General features: G+C 70.4%; 13 protein-coding genes. 7 read left to right on the forward strand and 6 right to left on the reverse strand.

The features are described 5' to 3' along the window. Window positions 1-79 precede the first annotated feature (79 nt). The 3 genes from AB4112_RS14990 to AB4112_RS15000 all read left to right on the forward strand — a co-directional run bounded on the left by AB4112_RS14990 (window position 80) and on the right by AB4112_RS15000 (window position 3,879). A complete protein-coding gene (locus tag AB4112_RS14990; RefSeq protein WP_309794314.1) occupies window positions 80-988 on the forward strand; it encodes a methyltetrahydrofolate cobalamin methyltransferase in 909 nt (302 codons plus the stop codon). 56 nt (window positions 989-1,044) lie between these two features. After that, on the forward strand, window positions 1,045-3,123 hold the full coding sequence (locus AB4112_RS14995; protein ID WP_441720700.1) for an ASKHA domain-containing protein: 2,079 nt from the start codon (window positions 1,045-1,047) through the stop codon (window positions 3,121-3,123). 84 nt (window positions 3,124-3,207) lie between these two features. Next, entirely contained in the window at window positions 3,208-3,879 is a 672-nt protein-coding gene (locus AB4112_RS15000; RefSeq protein WP_309794312.1) for a carbonic anhydrase, read from the forward strand. 34 nt (window positions 3,880-3,913) lie between these two features. Here AB4112_RS15000 and AB4112_RS15005 read toward each other — a convergent pair whose 3' ends face one another. The 4 genes from AB4112_RS15005 to AB4112_RS15020 all read right to left on the reverse strand — a co-directional run bounded on the left by AB4112_RS15005 (window position 3,914) and on the right by AB4112_RS15020 (window position 8,062). Next, the gene (locus AB4112_RS15005; protein WP_309794310.1) at window positions 3,914-4,498 is read right to left on the reverse strand and encodes a hypothetical protein; all 585 of its coding nucleotides are present in this window, start codon (window positions 4,496-4,498) and stop codon (window positions 3,914-3,916) included. Between the two features lie 89 nt (window positions 4,499-4,587). Beyond that, a complete protein-coding gene (locus AB4112_RS15010) occupies window positions 4,588-5,892 on the reverse strand; it encodes an aminotransferase class I/II-fold pyridoxal phosphate-dependent enzyme (protein ID WP_309794308.1) in 1,305 nt (434 codons plus the stop codon). A gap of 131 nt (window positions 5,893-6,023) precedes the next feature. Beyond that, complete coding sequence (locus AB4112_RS15015; RefSeq protein WP_309794307.1) at window positions 6,024-6,875, reverse strand: methyltransferase domain-containing protein; 852 nt, start codon at window positions 6,873-6,875, stop codon at window positions 6,024-6,026. Window positions 6,876-6,937: 62 nt separating this feature from the next. Beyond that, window positions 6,938-8,062 carry a 2OG-Fe(II) oxygenase gene (locus AB4112_RS15020; protein ID WP_309794304.1) on the reverse strand — a complete coding sequence of 375 codons (1,125 nt, stop codon included), beginning with the start codon at window positions 8,060-8,062 and terminating at the stop codon, window positions 6,938-6,940. A gap of 193 nt (window positions 8,063-8,255) precedes the next feature. Between AB4112_RS15020 and AB4112_RS15025 the strand changes: the two genes are divergently transcribed. After that, entirely contained in the window at window positions 8,256-9,785 is a 1,530-nt protein-coding gene (locus tag AB4112_RS15025; RefSeq protein WP_309794303.1) for a trimethylamine methyltransferase family protein, read from the forward strand. A gap of 150 nt (window positions 9,786-9,935) precedes the next feature. Here the strand turns inward: AB4112_RS15025 and mbfA are convergent, their stop codons facing one another. Continuing rightward, the gene (gene mbfA / locus AB4112_RS15030) at window positions 9,936-10,892 is read right to left on the reverse strand and encodes an iron exporter MbfA (RefSeq protein ID WP_309794302.1); all 957 of its coding nucleotides are present in this window, start codon (window positions 10,890-10,892) and stop codon (window positions 9,936-9,938) included. Between the two features lie 246 nt (window positions 10,893-11,138). On the opposite strand from mbfA, the gene bmt reads away from it, so the two are divergent. The 3 genes from bmt to AB4112_RS15045 all read left to right on the forward strand — a co-directional run bounded on the left by bmt (window position 11,139) and on the right by AB4112_RS15045 (window position 15,267). Beyond that, window positions 11,139-12,155, forward strand: coding sequence for a betaine--homocysteine S-methyltransferase (gene bmt, locus AB4112_RS15035; RefSeq protein WP_441720704.1), 1,017 nt, complete (start codon window positions 11,139-11,141; stop codon window positions 12,153-12,155). 226 nt (window positions 12,156-12,381) lie between these two features. Further along, window positions 12,382-14,151: an asparagine synthase (glutamine-hydrolyzing) gene (asnB, locus tag AB4112_RS15040; RefSeq protein WP_441720706.1), complete on the forward strand. Its 1,770-nt coding sequence runs from the start codon at window positions 12,382-12,384 to the stop codon at window positions 14,149-14,151. 102 nt (window positions 14,152-14,253) lie between these two features. Further along, window positions 14,254-15,267, forward strand: a complete 1,014-nt coding sequence (locus tag AB4112_RS15045) for a lysophospholipid acyltransferase family protein (RefSeq protein WP_441720707.1) — start codon at window positions 14,254-14,256, stop codon at window positions 15,265-15,267. A gap of 16 nt (window positions 15,268-15,283) precedes the next feature. Here AB4112_RS15045 and AB4112_RS15050 read toward each other — a convergent pair whose 3' ends face one another. Next, on the reverse strand, window positions 15,284-16,336 hold the full coding sequence (locus tag AB4112_RS15050) for a hypothetical protein (protein WP_441720709.1): 1,053 nt from the start codon (window positions 16,334-16,336) through the stop codon (window positions 15,284-15,286). Between the last annotated feature and the right edge of the window lie 94 nt (window positions 16,337-16,430).

Genomic DNA, 16,430 nt, shown 5'->3' on the forward strand with positions numbered 1-16,430 from the left:
TGCCGCTGCAAGACGATCCCCGGACCGCCATCCCGCCTAGCGTCGATGCTATCGAACCTCCAGGCAAGGCGGTCACGGCATGACGGACACGGTGATCAGTTCGGCGACCAAAGAGATCGCCATCGGCTTCGAACGGCCCTTCGTCATCATCGGGGAGCGGATCAACCCGACCGGCCGCAAGATCCTGGCCGAGGAGATGAAGGCCGGCGACTACAGCCGGGTCCAGTCCGACGCCCTGGCTCAGGTCGCGGCCGGCGCCCAGATGCTGGACGTCAATGCCGGCATCCCGCTGGCGGACGAGCCGCGCATCCTGGCGGAATGCATCCAGCTGGTGCAGTCGATCACCGACGTGCCGCTGTCGATCGACAGCTCGATCGTCGCCGCGCTCGAGGCCGGGCTGTCCGTCTACAAGGGCAAGGCCCTGGTCAACTCCGTCACCGGCGAGGATGAGCGGCTCGAGACGGTGCTGCCGCTGGTGAAGAAGTACGGCGCCGCCGTCGTCGCCATCTCCAACGACGAGACCGGCATCTCCGAGGACCCCGACGTCCGCTTCGCCGTCGCCAAGAAGATCGTCGAGCGGGCGCGCGACCACGGCATCTCCTACGCCGACATCGTGGTCGACCCGCTGGTGATGCCGATCGGCGCCATCAACACCGCCGGGCGGCAAGTGTTCGCGCTGGTCCGCCGGCTGCGCGAGGAGCTGAAGGTCAACACCACCTGCGGCGCCTCCAATGTCAGCTTCGGCATGCCCAACCGGCACGGGCTGAACGCCGCCTTCCTGACCATGGCGATCGGTGCGGGCATGACCTCGGCCATCACCAATCCGCTGCATGCCGAAAGCCTGCAGGCGGTGCTGGGCGCCGACACCATGATGGGGCATGACCCCCATTGCGCCCGCTGGATCCGCCAGTATCGTGAGCCCGCGCCGGAAGGTGCCGAGGCCAGCGGTGCGCGCGGCGGCCGCGAGGGCCGTCGGCGGCGCGGATGAGATGGGATTGATGGGCGACGCCTCGGCCGGGGTTTCGCAATGGTGACGGGTTGGCGATGAACATGATCGATGCAGGGCAGCCGGCCAGCCAGGAGGCGAAGGAGACGGCGCTCGTCGTCTTCACCCCGTCGGGCCGGCGCGGGCGTTTCGCCATGGGCACGCCGCTGCTGCAGGCGGCGCGGTCGCTCGGCGTCGATGTCGACAGCGTCTGCGGCGGGCGGTCGATCTGCGGCCGCTGCCAGGTCGAGATCGGCAGTGGGCAGTTCGCCAAGCACGGCATCGAATCCCGGGCCGGCCATGCCTCCGAGGCAGGGATGGCGGAGCTTCGCTACGCCGAGAAGCGCGGGCTGAAGCCCGGCCGGCGGCTGTCCTGCCAGACCCTGATCCAGGGCGACCTGGTGGTCGACGTGCCGGCCGAAAGCCAGGTGCACAAGCAGGTCGTCCGCAAGGATGCCGAGCACCGCATCATCGAGGTCGATCCCGCGGTCAAGCTCTACTACGTCGAGGTGCGCGAGCCCGACATGCACGACCCCTCCGGTGATCTGCGCCGGCTGGAAGAAGCGCTGGCGGAGCAATGGGGCATCACCGGCCTGGACTGCGACCTCAGGGTGGTGCAGCGGCTGCAGAAGGCACTGCGCGGCCCGGGCGCCTCGGGGGGCGGCGAGGGCGCCTGGACCTGCACCGTGGCGGTGCGCGAGCAACGGGTGAAGCGGCTGCTCGCCGTCTGGCCCGGCTTCCGCGACAAGATCTACGGCCTGGCCTATGACATCGGCTCGACCACCATCGCCTGCCACCTCTGCGACATCGAGACCGGCGAGGTCGTCGCCTCCGGCGGCGCCATGAACCCGCAGATCCGCTTCGGCGAGGATCTGATGAGCCGGGTCAGCTACATCATGATGAACCTCGGCGGCGACAAGGCGCTGACCGAGGCGGTGCGAGGCGCGCTGAACGATCTCGCCGCCCACGTCACCGCCCAGGCCGGGCTGGAGGTCGAGGACGTGCTGGAGGTGACGCTGGTCGGCAACCCGATCATGCATCACCTGGTGCTGGGCATCGACCCGATCGAGCTGGGCGGCGCCCCCTTCGCCCTGGCCACCGACCAGGCGATCAACATCTGGGCGACCGAGATCGACCTCAGGATCCACCCCAACGCCCGGGTCTATGTGCTGCCCTGCATCGCCGGCCATGTCGGCGCCGACACCGCGGCGGTGATCCTGTCGGAGGAGCCGCACAAATCCGACGACCTCCGGCTGATCGTCGATGTCGGCACCAATGCCGAGATCGTGCTGGGCAACAGGCACCGGCTGCTGGCCTGTTCCAGCCCCACCGGCCCGGCCTTCGAAGGCGCGCAGATCTCCTCCGGCCAGCGCGCCGCGCCGGGCGCGATCGAGCGGGTGCGGATCGACCGCGTGACGCTGGAGCCGCGCTTCCGCGTCATCGGCAGTGAGCTGTGGTCGGATGACGAGGGCTTCGCCGAGGCGGTGCGCCGCACCGGTGTCACCGGTATCTGCGGCTCCGGCATCATCGAGGTGCTGGCCGAGATGTTCCTGGCTGGGATCATCACCCAGGACGGCGTGATCGACGGCGGCATGGCGGCGCGCAGCGACCGGATCGTCGCCGACGGCCGCACCTTCAGCTACCTGCTCTACAAGGATGGCGAGCGCGAGCTGCGGGTGACCCAGAACGACGTCCGCGCCATCCAGCTGGCCAAGGCGGCGCTGTACGCCGGCGTACGCCTGCTGATGGACAAGCTCGGCGTCGACCAGGTCGACCGCATCACCCTGGCCGGCGCCTTCGGCAGCCATATCGACGTGAAATACGCCATGGTGCTGGGGCTGATCCCGGATTGCGACCTGACCAAGGTGGTGGCCGGCGGCAACGCCGCGGGCACCGGCGCCCGCATCGCCCTGGTCAACCGCAGCGCCCGGGCCGAGATCGAGCAGATCGTCCGCCGGGTCGAGAAGATCGAGACCGCGGTCGAGCCGATGTTCCAGCAGCATTTCGTCGAGGCCATGGCCTTGCCGCACAAGACCGCCGCCTTCCCGAACCTCGCGGCGGTGGTCGACCTTCCGGCCCCGAAGGTGTCGGATGGCGGCGATGGCGAAGGCGGCCGCCGCCGGCGCCGCCGCGGCTAGGGCTGTTGGCGCGGCGGGGCGCATCTGCTATTGCCACGCTGTCGCCGCATTCGTCCTGGCGGCACGGTGAATGCGAGAAGAACCATGTTTCCCGAACGGCTCACCGAAGGATACCGCGCCTTCCTGGGCGGCCGCTTCGCCAGCGAGCGCAATCGCTACGAGATGCTGGCCGAGGCCGGGCAGAAGCCCGAGATCATGGTCATCGGCTGCGTCGATTCCCGGGTGTCGCCCGAGGTCATCTTCGACGCCGCGCCGGGCGAATTGCTGGTCGTGCGCAACGTCGCCAACCTGGTGCCGCCCTATGAGCCGGACCGGGAGACCCAGCACGGCACCAGCGCGGCGCTGGAATTCGGCGTCCAGGCCCTCAGGGTCAAGCACATCGTCGTGCTGGGCCATGCCCATTGCGGCGGCATCCGCGCCTTCGCCGACGAGCAGGAGCCGCTGTCGCCGGGCGACTTCATCGGCCGCTGGATGTCGCAGATCGCCCCGGCGGCGGAAGGCCTCGGCCCCCGTCGGCCGGAGGACGGCGACGACTATCTGCGCCGGCTTGAGTTCGCGTCGGTCGAACTCAGCCTGCAGAACCTGATGACCTTCCCCTGCATCTCGATCCTGGTCGGGCGCGGCAAGCTGCAGCTGCACGGCGCCTATTTCGGCGTCGCCTCCGGCCGCCTGCTGGTGCGGGATCCGGACACCGGGCGCTTCGAGCCGGTGGCGGATGAAGGCAAGGGCGGGCTGGCCGCGATCCGCTGTTCCTGACTCCGGCGGCGCCCGAGGCGAGGGGCGGGCGGCGTCAGCCCTTCTTGAGTTCGAACGGGACGTCGAAGGACCCGCTCTTGCCGGTCGCCTTGTCGTGGACGGTGAAGGTGGCGACGTACTGGCCGTCGGGCGCGTCGGTCAGGGTCAAGGTCAGGTTGAGGAACATTTCGCGCACCCGGTCGCGGCTTTCGACCTTGAAGGTCTGGAAGTCCTTCTGCTCGCCAAGTGCTTCGCCTGTGGCCGATTTCAGCGAGAAGTCGATCGACAGGTCGATCCGGTACAGCTCGCCGTCCTTGCTCCAGCCGAAGCCGGTGGGCTCGGCGTAGAAGCGCAGCGGGGACGTGCCGTCGAACACGCTGGTCTCGCGCGGGCTGAACGACCCGTAGCTCTGCGCCGGGGCCGCCACCAGCAGCGACCGGTGGAAGGCCAGCGGCGCCTGCAGCCAGGCTTCGATCGCGGCGTCGTTGAAGGCCTTGTAGGCGTCGGCGAACTGCCCGGCCTGCAGCAGCTGGGTGCCCTTGGCCGCCAGCTGCCCGGCGTCGTCGGCCCTGGCCGCGGTCGCGGCGCCGGCCAGGGCAAGGGTCAGGGCTGCGATCCGGAGCAGGGAAGGGTGGGCCATGCTGTCGTCCTTGGGGCATCGGGCTGGGGGGAACCGGACCCTCAACCCACGGACGACAGGCGGCGTTCCGTCGCCGGCCGCAGACCGCGTCAGTGCCCGCTATGGGACTCCCGTTCGGCCAGGATCGCCTCGCTGGTCGCCACCAGCACCGACAGCGCCACGCCCTCTGCCGCCAGCCCGACCTCCGGCAGCGCCGGGAAGGTCGGCGCGATGCGGATGTTCTGGTCCTGCGGGTCCTTACCGTAGGGGAAGGTCGCGCCCGGGGCCACCATCGCCACCCCGGCCTCCTGCGCGAGGGTCACGACGCGGCGGGCCGAACCCGGCCGCACGTCCAGGCTGATGAAATAGCCGCCCTCCGGCTCGGTCCAGCGGGCGACGCCGGCGCCGTCGAGATGCTCGGCGAACACCGCCTGCACCCGCTGGAACTTCGGCACCAGGATCTGGCGGTGGCGCTCCATCAGCGCGGCGATGCCGGCCATGTCGCGCAGCAGCCGGACATGGCGCAGCTGGTTCAGCTTGTCCGGCCCGATCGACTGGCGGCTGAGATGCTTGCGCGCCCAATCCAGATTCGCGGTGGAACTGGCGAACAGCGACAGGCCGGCGCCGGCAAAGGTGACCTTCGAGGTCGAGCCGAAGACGAAGGGCCGGTTGGCGTGGCCGTGCCGGGCGCAGGCCGCGAGGATGTCGGCCAGCTGGTGCGGCCGGTCGGTCAGGTGGTGGACGGCATAGGCGTTGTCCCAGAACAGCCGGAAATCCGGGGCGGCCGTGCGCATCGCCGCCAGCCGCTCGACCGTCTCGTCGGAATAGGTCTCGGCGGTCGGGTTGCTGTATTTCGGCACGCACCACATGCCCTTGATGCCGGGATCCCCGGCCACCAGCCGCTCCACCACATCCATGTCCGGCCCGTGCCCGGTCAGCGGCACCGGGACCAAGCGGATACCGAAGCCTTCGCAGATCGAGAAGTGGCGGTCGTAGCCGGGCACCGGGCACAGGAAGCTGACCGGCGCCTGGGCAGACCACGAAGCGGTGCCGTCCGGCACGCCGTGCAGCAGGGCGAAGACGATCAGGTCGTGCATCAGCGTCAGGCTGGAATTGCCGCCGACCAGCATCTGGTCGGCCGGCGCGCCCAGCATCGGGGCGAACAGCGCCCGCGCCTCCGGCAGACCGCGCACATCGCCGAGATAGTTGCGACAGTCGCCGCCATCCTGGGCCTTGAAGCCGTCGGTCCCCGGCAGGTCGAGCAGCGCGTTCGACAGGTCCAGTTGCTCCGCCGACGGCTTGCCGCGGGTGCTGTCCAGCTTCAGTCCGCGGGCCTTGAAGGCGGTGTGCCGGTCGCCCGCCTGACGCCGGAAGGCGCGGAGATCGTCGGTCATCAGGGTCTCGAGGCGCGGCATGGCCGTCTCCCAGGCTGGAGTGTTGCGAAGCGGACCCTACCGGCCAGGCCCGAGGCGAGGCCAGAGCCGAGCCATGCGATCCGGACGGCCCTGGTCTGCCGGCTCTTCCCTGCGGGCATGGCTGGTCGCTGTCAGCCGATGCGCCGGCAGGTCATCGCGAAGGACGGCAGAGATTCGATCTCGGCGGATCCGATGACGGCCTGCAGCGCCGCCATGTCGATCCCGGCCAGCGGTGCCGCCTCGAACGCCGTGAGCGGCTGGGGCAGCAGCGCCAGGCCGTTGTCGACCTCCCAGCGGCCATCCTGCAGCTGCGTGCTGTCCACCGGCACCGCCTCGCCCACCCGCCACCCCGCCTCGCGCAGCACGGCCGTGAGCGCGGCCTGCGACAGCGGGGTCCGGACATTGCCGTCGAAGGCGGAGTCGAGGCGCGCCATCCGGCCCTGCAGGATCACCGCCAACAGGTGCGGGATCTGGGTCGGCTTGGTCGGCTGCAGGTCCCATTCCGACAGGCACAGCCGGTCGGTCCAGTCGCCGAGGCGCCGGAGCGTGCGGCGCAGCACCTCCGCCGAGCGGAAGTACCAGGAGCAGTGGGCCAGCACGGCGCAGTCGTACCGGCTGTGGGGCAGCGGGATCGCCGGGTCCAGGATGTCGGCCCCGAAGCGGAAGCCGATGCGGCCGCCGAGGGAAGACCGGCCGATGCGCTCCGCCGCATCGGCGAGCGTGTCCGGCGCGCCGTAGCCTCCGTCCGCTGCGTCGATCGCGGTGACATGGCCGTCGGGGCCCACGGCGGCGGCGAGGGCCACGGTGGTGTCGCCCTGGCCGCAACCGATCTCCAGCACCCTGGCGCCCGGCGCGATCCGCCAATGCTCGACCAGCCGCATGCGGAAGCGGGTCTGGGCCAGCTGGATGGCATGCGCCGGCCCTGCGAGACCGAGGCCGGCCACGACCCCGTCCGCATCCATCATGTCGTCCGGTGTGGTCACCGCTGCCCCATCATCCGCCGGCCCCCGATCAGCCGCCTCGGGGCGGCCGACCGGGCCAAGCCTCAACCCGCCTGCTGCGCTTCCTTGTTCAGCAGGTTGCGCTCCAGCTGGGTGCGCAGGGTCTCGTCGGCGAAGTAGGAGAGGTTCTGTTCGCGGATCCTGGCGCCCTCCTCGTCGTAGAGGAAAGGCAGGGTGCAGTATCGCGTGCCCTTGGTCACCGGCAGCGCCTCATGCAGCAGCGAGCACGAGAACACCACGGCGCCGCCGGTCGGGGCGCGGTAGCTGTGCCGGTCGTATTCCGGGAAGCGCAGCTCGCCGCCCTCGAACTCGTCGGCGTTCAGGTTGATGGTGACGGCGAAGCGGCGATGCGCCGTGCCCTTGGTGGTGTTGTCGCGATGGGCGCGGAAATAGCCGCCCTCGCCGGCGTCGTAGCAGGCGACGATGTAGCGCTCGATCCGGGTGGCGTTGAACTGGAAGGCCTTCTTGATCTCCGGCACCAGCCGCCGTTCGATCCGGGCCTTCATGGCCAGGCGCAGTTCGTCATCCTCGATCGTCGCATCCTTGCGGCGCTTGTGGCTGTGGTCGAGCGCGCCGACGGTGCGGCCGTCGGGCAGCGACTGCATGAAGCCGCTCTCCTCGCCGCCGACCTTGTTGTAGTAGTCGATCAGGCGGCGGCAGAACGCCGGCTCGAACAGGTACGGCACCGTCAGCACCGGCGCGCCCGGGATGCCGGTGCCGAGCGAGGTCAGCGGCGGCAGGCGGCTGACGAAATCGACCAGCGCCTTGGCGTGCTCCACGCCGTCCTGCAGCGCGAACCGGCCGAGGATGCGGAGGTTGGGCGACAGCACGAAGCTGACGCGATGCTGCTCCGCGCCATAGGCGTCGGAGATCTTGTTCTCGAAATCGAAGAAATAGCGCAGTCCCGGAACCCGGCCGGGCAGGCGCTGCTGCTCGACATCGGTGCGGTCCCGGGTGACGCCGAAGAAGGAGGCATGGCCGTCGTTGAACGGTCCGATGTCGGCCGCGATCGCCGCCAGCAGCCGCGCCACCTGGGGCTCGCCGGCCGACCCGAAGAAACTGAGCACGATGTATCGTCCGGCGACCGTGTCGAACCGGAAATCCTCGCGCTGCGCCGTCGGGGCCACGAAAAGCGGGGCAGGATCCCCCGGCTCCAGCAGACGGGCCATATAAACCCTCCATGAAAAAAAGCGCATCTCTATTGAGAGCTAATCTCATATTACAGCAGGAATGCGGCGGCGATAGTGCCCTGCGTTGCATGTCGCATCGAAGCTGTTGCGTGGCGAATCCGGGCGGCGCGACGGCCCCCGGGCGTGCCACGGTTCGGCCCCATGATCGGGCCAATGTCGCGACGAGGTCAGGATGAGCCGCAACCGAACCACACCGCGCCGCCGCCGCGAAGGGCCCGTGGGCATCGCCCAGCTGCCGTGGCAGCTGGTGGAGAACCCGCTGCCGCCGGTGGAGGTGCTGCGCCCGGATCAGGTCGAACGCATCCATGACGCGTCGCTGACCATCCTGGAAGAGATCGGGATGGATTTCCTGCATGACGAGGCGATCGAGATCTGGCGCCAGGCCGGCGCCCGGACCACGCCGGGCAGCCGCCGCGTCCGCTTCGACCGCGGCATGGTGCTGGAGGCGGTGGCCAAGGCGCCGTCGGACTACACCTTCCACGCCCGCAACCCGGAGCGCGACGTCCATATCGGCGGCCGGTCGATCGTCTTCGCCTCGGTCGGGTCGGCCCCCAACGTCTCCGACATCGAGGGCGGGCGCCGGGTCGGCAACTACCGCGACTACTGCAACCTGATCCGCCTCGGCCAGGCGCTGAACGCGATGCACATCTTCGGCGGCTATCCGGTCGAGCCGGTGGACCTGCATCCTTCGACCCGGCATCTCGATGCGCTGCGGGCCTTCGTCACCCTGTCGGACAAGCCGTTCCACGCCTATGCGCTGGGCCGCACCCGCATGCTGGACGGGATCGAGATCGCCCGCATCGCCCGCGGCGTCAGCCGCGACCAGCTGCTGCGCGAGCCAAGCCTGTTCACCGTGGTCAACACCTCCTCGCCGCTGCGCCTGGACGGGCCGATGATCGAGGGCCTGATCGAGATGGCGAAGGCCGGGCAGATCGTCGCCGTCACCCCCTTCACCCTGGCCGGCGCGATGGCGCCGGCGACCCTGGCGGGCGCCCTGGCGCAGCAGAACGCCGAGGCGCTGGCCACCATCGCGCTGATCCAGATGGTGCGGCCGGGGGCGCCGGTGATGTATGGCGGCTTCACCTCGAATGTCGACATGAAGTCGGGCGCGCCGGCCTTCGGCACCCCGGAATACGCCAAGGCGGCCCTGGCCGGCGGCCAGCTGGCGCGGCGCTACGGCCTGCCCTACCGGTCCTCCAACACCAACGCCTCGAACGCGGTCGACGTGCAGGCGACCTATGAGAGCATGGTCTCGCTGTGGGCCGCGACCCAGGGCCACGCCAATATGATCATGCACAGCCTGGGCTGGCTCGAGGGCGGGCTGCGCGCCAGTTTCGAGAAGATGATCATCGATGCCGAGCTGGTGCAGACCATGGTCGAGTTCATGAAGCCGATCGTGGTCGACGACGACACGCTAGGTCTCGACGCGATCCGCGAGGTCGGGCCCGGCGGCCATTTCTTCGGCTGCCAGCACACGCTGGCCCGCTACGAGAGCGCGTTCTACGCGCCGCTGTTGTCCGACTGGCGGAACTTCGAGGCCTGGCAGGAGGCGGGGGCCCCGGACGCGACCCAGCGGGCGCACCAGCTGTACAAGCGCATCCTGGCCGAATTCGAACCCCCGCCGCTCGACCCCGCCATCGCTGAGGAGCTCGACGCCTTCGTCGCCCGGCGGAAGGAGGAGGGTGGGGTGATCAGCGACTGAGAGACCGCCTGGAAACGCTACTGGCGCGGCCGCCTGACGGCGGTTTCTCCGCTTCCGGTGCTCACGGACCCAAACGTCCGCCGCGCGCCGGTTCTCGAAACCACCCCCATTCGACTCGCGCCGGCGCGTTTCCAGACGATCTCTGAGCGCTCACGCGCTGCCGATCAGGATCCCGGTCAGGAACACCAAGGCGCCACCGACTCCCACCTGGAAGGCGGAGGACAGCAGCGGCGTGTCCATGAAGCGGTGACGGATCCAGGAGATCACCGCCAGCTCCACCGCCACCACGCCGACCGCGATGCCGGTGGCGACGCGGAAGTCCGGGATCAGGTAGGGCAGGGTGTGGCCGAGGCCGCCCAGCGCCGTCATGCCGCCGCAGACCAGGCCGCGCAGCCACGGCCGGCCGCGCCCGGTCAGGCTGCCGTCGTCGGACAGCGCCTCGGCGAAGCCCATGCTGATGCCGGCGCCGACCGAGGCGGCGAGGCCGACCAGGAAGGTGTCGAAGCTGTCACGGGTGGCGAAGGCCGCGGCGAACAGCGGTGCCAGGGTGGAGACCGACCCGTCCATCAGTCCGGCCAGGCCGGGCTGCACGATCTGCAGCACGAACAGCCGGCGCTCGTCCTCGCCCTCGCGCTTCTGGACCTTGGCCGGAGCGTGCTTCTCCTCCAGCTGCTCGGCGATGTGCTCGTGCCGTCGCTCCTCCTCCGCCAGGTCGCCCAGCAGTTGGCGCACGGCGACATCGGTGGCGCGGCCGGCGGCGCGTTCGTAGAAGCGCCGGGTCTCTGCTTCCATCGCCTCGGCCTGCTTGCGCACCGTGTCGAGCGACAGCGGCCGGGTCAGCCACACCGGGCGCCGGCGGATGAAGCCGCGGACATGGTGGCGGCTGATCAGCGGGATGTGGTCGCCGAAGCGATCCTTGTAGAGCGTGAGCAGGCGGTGGCGATGCCCATCCTCCTCGCGGCCCATGCCGCGGAAGATCGCGGCCGATGCCGGAAAATCGGCGCTCAAGCCCTCGGCGAAATCGCCATAGACCCGGGAATCCTCCTCCTCCAGCGAGATCGCCAGCGCCAGCAGCTCCCGCTCCGTCAGCTCGGAAAAATCCTTCATCGCCCGTCTCCACACCGACTCCCGCTTCGCTTCTCGTCCGGGCGGCGGGCGAAGGCAATGACGAACGACTCGCAGACGCCGGACCGGGGGCGGGCCCGGGCCTCGGGGAGGGTCAGGCGCATCGATGTCGCAGTCGGGATATAAATTCATAACGATATCCTTATATTGTGGTGGAGTTCCCCTCGGGCCGGCAGTAGCGTTTCCAGCTCCGTCGCGCCCATCCGCGGTTTCCATGAAGGTCCGGCCATGACCAGCACCCGCTTCCCCGATCTCCTTGCCGCCAAGCCGATCCTGTTCGCCGATGGCGGCATGGGCACCGGCCTGTTCAGCCAGGGGCTGGAGACCGGCGACAGCCCGGAGCTGTGGAACGTCGACCAGCCGGCGCGGGTGCAGGCGGTGCATCGCGGCTTCGCCGAAGCCGGATCCGACATCATCCTGACCAACACCTTCGGCGGCAACGCGCGCCGGCTGACGCTGCACAGCGCCCAGAACCGGGTGCGCGAGCTGAACGTGGCCGGCGCCCGCATCGCCCGCGCAGTGGCGGAGGAGTTTGACCGCCCGGTCATCGTCGCCGGCTCGATGGGGCCGACCGGGGACATCTTCCAGCCGGTCGGCGTGCTGAGCTACGAGGAGGGCGTCGCCGCCTTTGCCGAACAGGCCGAGGCGCTGGCCGAGGGCGGCGTCGACGTGCTGTGGATCGAGACCATCTCGGCGGCGGAGGAGATCCAGGCGGCGATCGAGGGCGCGTCGCGCACCGGCCTGCCGATCGTCTCGACCATGACCTTCGACACCAATGGCCGCACCATGATGGGGCTGACGCCGGAGGCGGCGATCACCCATGGCCGCAACTGCGCCTGCCGGCCCAGCGCCTTCGGCGCCAATTGCGGCATCGGCCCGGCCCAGCTGCTGGACAGCATCCTCGGCCTGGTTCGCGCGTCGGACGGCAACGACATCATCGTCGCCAAGGGCAATTGCGGCATCCCGCAGTATCGCCAGGGCGCCATCGTCTATGACGGCACGCCGGAGATCATGGCTTCTTACGCCATCCTGGCGCGCGACGCCGGCGCCCGCATCATCGGCGGCTGCTGCGGCACCACACCGGAGCACATCCGCGCCATGGTCGCGGCGGTGAACGGCACCGCGCGCGGCCCGGTGCCGGATGTCGAGACGGTCGAACGCCTGCTGGGCCCGATCAAGACCCAGTCGGGCCGACCGGCCGAAGGCGGCGGCGAGCGCGAAGGCCGCCGGCGCCGCCGCGCCTGAGGCGGCATCGCCTGTCGCTGCGCCGCGCATCGATTACGAATCGGTAACTACCCCTTGGTGATCCGGCGGGCCTAGGGTTCGGTCCTTCGCTCCCTGCCGGACCCTCCATGACTGACCATCCGCCTGTCTGCGCGGCCCTGACCGGGGTTGCGCAGGAAGCCTTGTCGCGGCCTCATCGCGCCACGCCCACCGTCGAACGTCGCCGCCGCAGCACCGGCCTGGCGCCATGTGCGGCATAGCCGGCCTGGTGACGTGCCGAAGCGGGCCGCCGGATGCGGCGATGCTGTCCCGCCTCGAACGGGCCCTGGATCATCGCGGGCCGGATTCCTCCGGCCGCTTCGTCGGCGACGGCGTCGCCCTGATCTCGACCCGTCTCGCCATCGTCGACGTGGCCCATGGCCAGCAGCCGTTCCACGGGCCGGCCGACACCGTCCTCGTCGCCAATGGCGAGATCTACAACGCCCCGGCGCTGCGCGCCACGGTGGGGGTGGAGCACCTCGCGACCGGATCGGATTGCGAGCCGCTGGTGCACCTCTACGCCGGCCGGGGCCCGTCCTTCGCCGAGGATCTGCGCGGCATGTACGCCATCGCCGTCTATGACCGGCCGCGGCGGCGGCTGGTGCTGTCGCGCGACCCTTTCGGCATCAAGCCGCTGTACTATGTCGAGAGCGGCGGCACCTTCGCCTTCGCGTCCGAGCCGCAGGCCCTGTTCAAGGCCGGGCTGGCCCGGCCGGAGGTGGCGACGCCGCAGCGCGCCGAGCTGATGCAGCTCAAATTCACCACCGGCGAGGACACCATCTTCCCGCAGGTCCGCCGCGTCCTGCCCGGCGAGACGCTGGTGGTGGAGGACGGCCGCATCGTCCAGCGGCTGCACCGCGCCGCCTTGCCGGCCGCGATGGCGGGCTGGACCGGCGATCCTGATTGCACGCTCGCCGCGCTGGACCGTGTGCTGGAGGACAGCGTCGGCGTCCACCTCAACTCCGACGTGCCCTGTGGGTTGTTCCTGTCCGGCGGGGTCGATTCCTCGCTGCTGCTGGCCTATGTCCGCCGCATGGCGGGCCGGCGGGTCCAGGCGATCACTATCGGCTATGACGGCGCTGATCCCGCGGATGAGAGCCGGGAGGCGATCCGGGTCGCGGCGCTGGCCGGCGCCGATTGCGAGCGGGTGGAGATGGATGCGGCGGCGTTCTGGGCCCTGGCGCCCGCCGTCGCGGCGGCACTGGACGACCCCACCGGCGACCCCGCCGCCTTGCCGACCTACTGCATGGCCCAGGCGGCCGCGAAGGGCGGGCTCAAGGTGATGCTGTGCGGCGAGGGCGCCGACGAGCTGTTCGGCGGCTATGTCCGCTACCGCCGGACCCGGCTGCCCTGGCGCTGGGTGACCCGCGGCGCCCGTGCCGAAGGCATCTTCCATGGCCTGGACGGGGTCAGCGGGCTGGAAGGCTGGCGTACCGCGCTCGGCGCGGTCGAGCGGCGCGAGACGGAGGCCGGCCGCACGCTGCTGCAGACGCTGCAGGCGATCGATTGCGACGAAGCCCTGCCGAACGCGCTCCTGGCCAAACTGGACCGCTGCCTGATGCGCCATGGCGTCGAGGGGCGCACCCCCTTCATCGACCCTGTCGTGGCCGACTTCGCCTTCTCCCTGCCGGACAGCACCAAGATCGGACTGAAGCGGGGCAAGCTGCTGCTGCGCCGGCAACTGGCGGCGATGCTGCCGGACCGCGTGGCCCGGGCGAGGAAGAAGGGCTTCAACACGCCGGTCGGGCGCTGGATGGCGGGCCGGCGGGCCGATCTTCGGGCGCTGCTGCCACGCCAGCCCGGCCTTGCCGCCTTCGTCTCGCCCGACCTGGTCCGCCATGTCTGCGACACGGCGTCCGAGCGGCCGCAGCAGGCCTGGAGCCTGCTGTTCTACGCCCTGTGGCACAGCCATCACGTCATGGGCCTGCCGCCGGACGGGTCGGTCAGCGACGTGTTGGCGCAGGCCGCCCGGAATTGACGGTTTGCCCTCTTGAGTTGGCGCTGGATTTGACCCAAATCCAGGACACGGGCAGTCACCCCGATGAACCGAATGGGGGACCGGGCCAGCCACGAGGAGTCGATGCCGTTCCCGCTCTTGCATTCGCTGACCCGCCAGAAGAGGAAAGCCCCGGCCTGGCCAGTGTTGCGCCGCCGTATCCTTGATCTTGCCGTCGCGACCCCGGTCTATCTGCTGTTCGCGATCTTCCGGCTGCTGCCGATCGGCGCCGCCTCCGCCCTCGGCGGCTGGATTGGCCGCTCGATCGGGCCGGGCACCGGCGCCTCGCGCCATGCCGACGCCAATCTGCGGTTGGTGCTGCCCGACCTCTCCGCCGCCGACCGGCTCCGGATCGTGACCGGCATGTGGGACAATCTCGGCCGCATGGTGGGCGAATTTCCGCATCTGGCGGCGCTGCGCCGCCGCGAAGCCCGGGCGCCGAAGCGCATCCGGGTCGAGGGGTTCGAGCACCTGGAGGCGGCGCGCGCGGGCGGCCGCGCCGTGGTCTTCGCCGTCGCCCATTTCGGCAATTGGGAGATCTCGCCGATCGCGGCCGCCAATCTGGGGTTGTCGCTCACCGCCTTCTACCGGCCGCTGCGGAACCGCCTGATCGACGCGCTGCTTCGCCGCATCCGCGAATCGCTCGGCACCCGGCTGCTGGAGAAGCGGATGGAGGGCAACGGCGCCAAGCAGGCCCTGTCGATCCTGCGCGAGGGCGGGGTGCTCGGCATGCTGGTCGACCAGCGCTACACCGGCGGGCTGGCGGTGCCGTTCTTCGGCCGCGACGCGCTGACCTCGCCGGCCGCGGTGGCGCTTGCCTACCATGTCCGCTGCGACGTTCTGCCGGTCCGCTTCGAGCGGCGCGGCGGGGCGTATTTCGACGTCGTGTTCGAGGCGCCCCTGCCGTTGGCACGGACCGGGGACCGCGCCGCCGACATCGAAGCCGGAACCCGGGCCCTCAACCAGCGGGTCGAGGCCTGGGTCCGGACCAAGCCCGAGCAGTGGCTGTGGTTGCACAAGCGCTGGTACCACCCGCCGCCGCGCAAGCCGAAATACCGCAACCTGCAGCGCGAGCAGGCCCTGCCGCCGACCGGGTAGGCCGATCCCCGCCTTCTCAGCGCGGCCAGTCCGCCATCGGCACGGTGGTCTCGACGATGTGGGCGCCGAGCTCCGCCCAGCGGGCGAAGACCTCATCGGCCTGGGGCGTGAAATCCAGCTCCGGGATCGGCCGTCCCGCCGCATCCAACCCGACGACGGCCGACATGCCGTCGCGCAGGATATAGACCCGGCGCGGCAGCGCCGGGTCGAGCGCGCGCATCCGGGCCAGCAGGTCGTCGACCGACCAGCGCACGCAATGGCTCGACGCCTGGCCGGCGACCACGATCCGGTCGGCGCCAAGCAGGTCGTGCAGCGCCGCGTCGTCCTGCGGCTTCACCAGCCGGCCGCCGTCCCAGCGGTCCGGCACCTCGGCGCCGAAAGCGGAATAGCTCTCGCTCCAGGGATCGTCGCCCTTGACGATGGCCGGCGTCGCCGCGCCGCGCAGCAGGGCGTGGAACAGCCATGCCTCCTGGATCAGCCCCGGCATGGCATGGCCTTCGGACCCGATCAGGCAGTGGTCGGGCCAGACGATCAGGACGTTGCGGCCCTGCCGCGCCAGGCTGCGGACATAGTGCAGCAGCTGCCGTTCCACCCAGGCCAGGCCCTGCGCCGCGACCTCGGGCGGCAGCAGCGCCATCACGCCGGGGCTCGGCCGCAGCGCGCCGCCGGCCAGAATCTCCTCCGAGATCAGGGTGAAGGGCGGCGGCGGGGTGCCGTCGGCATCGATCCAGAACGAGCGGTGGAAGATCTGCAGCGGCGTGTGGGTGTCGAAGGTCGGCACGATGCGGTCGATGGCGCCGAGGTTGCGGTGGATGAAGGCTGCGATCCGCGCCGTGTCCTCGACCGCGCCGCGGCCGGACCGGCCGCCGACATAGAGCGCGCCCTCGGGCAGGCAGAAGTCGCGCTGCAGGTCGACCAGCAGCAGGTCGGTGCGCCCGCCCTCCACCCGCTTCAGCCGGCCGCGCCGGGCCTCGGCCGCGGCGCGCAGCCCGGCGGCGTCGGGCCGATATGACCACTCCCCGGCCCGGGCCGGATCGAAGAAGGGCGGAAGCTCCATCGTCTCGTTCATGCCGTCTCCGCCCCCTAATACTCGGGGATTGCTGGCCGGATGGGTTTTCAACACTCTGCCGCGAAGTTCGGGACGGGCCTGTGCCGCGGGTCAG

Origin of the sequence: Inquilinus sp. 2KB_23 (assembly GCF_052115705.1) — a bacterium.
GTDB classification, from domain to species: Bacteria; Pseudomonadota; Alphaproteobacteria; order DSM-16000; family Inquilinaceae; genus Inquilinus; species Inquilinus ginsengisoli_A.

What these genes read in the sequence shown, in the direction of transcription:
- AB4112_RS15045 (WP_441720707.1), top strand. Translation starts at nt 14,254, where the DNA reads ATGCCGTTCCCGCTCTTGCATTCGCTGACCCGCCAGAAGAGGAAAGCC.
- AB4112_RS14995 (WP_441720700.1), top strand. Translation starts at nt 1,045, where the DNA reads ATGAACATGATCGATGCAGGGCAGCCGGCCAGCCAGGAGGCGAAGGAG.
- AB4112_RS15020 (WP_309794304.1), bottom strand. Translation starts at nt 8,062, where the DNA reads ATGGCCCGTCTGCTGGAGCCGGGGGATCCTGCCCCGCTTTTCGTGGCC.
- asnB (WP_441720706.1), top strand. Translation starts at nt 12,382, where the DNA reads ATGTGCGGCATAGCCGGCCTGGTGACGTGCCGAAGCGGGCCGCCGGAT.
- AB4112_RS15025 (WP_309794303.1), top strand. Translation starts at nt 8,256, where the DNA reads ATGAGCCGCAACCGAACCACACCGCGCCGCCGCCGCGAAGGGCCCGTG.
- AB4112_RS15050 (WP_441720709.1), bottom strand. Translation starts at nt 16,336, where the DNA reads ATGAACGAGACGATGGAGCTTCCGCCCTTCTTCGATCCGGCCCGGGCC.
- AB4112_RS14990 (WP_309794314.1), top strand. Translation starts at nt 80, where the DNA reads ATGACGGACACGGTGATCAGTTCGGCGACCAAAGAGATCGCCATCGGC.
- mbfA (WP_309794302.1), bottom strand. Translation starts at nt 10,892, where the DNA reads ATGAAGGATTTTTCCGAGCTGACGGAGCGGGAGCTGCTGGCGCTGGCG.
- bmt (WP_441720704.1), top strand. Translation starts at nt 11,139, where the DNA reads ATGACCAGCACCCGCTTCCCCGATCTCCTTGCCGCCAAGCCGATCCTG.
- AB4112_RS15000 (WP_309794312.1), top strand. Translation starts at nt 3,208, where the DNA reads ATGTTTCCCGAACGGCTCACCGAAGGATACCGCGCCTTCCTGGGCGGC.
- AB4112_RS15010 (WP_309794308.1), bottom strand. Translation starts at nt 5,892, where the DNA reads ATGCCGCGCCTCGAGACCCTGATGACCGACGATCTCCGCGCCTTCCGG.
- AB4112_RS15005 (WP_309794310.1), bottom strand. Translation starts at nt 4,498, where the DNA reads ATGGCCCACCCTTCCCTGCTCCGGATCGCAGCCCTGACCCTTGCCCTG.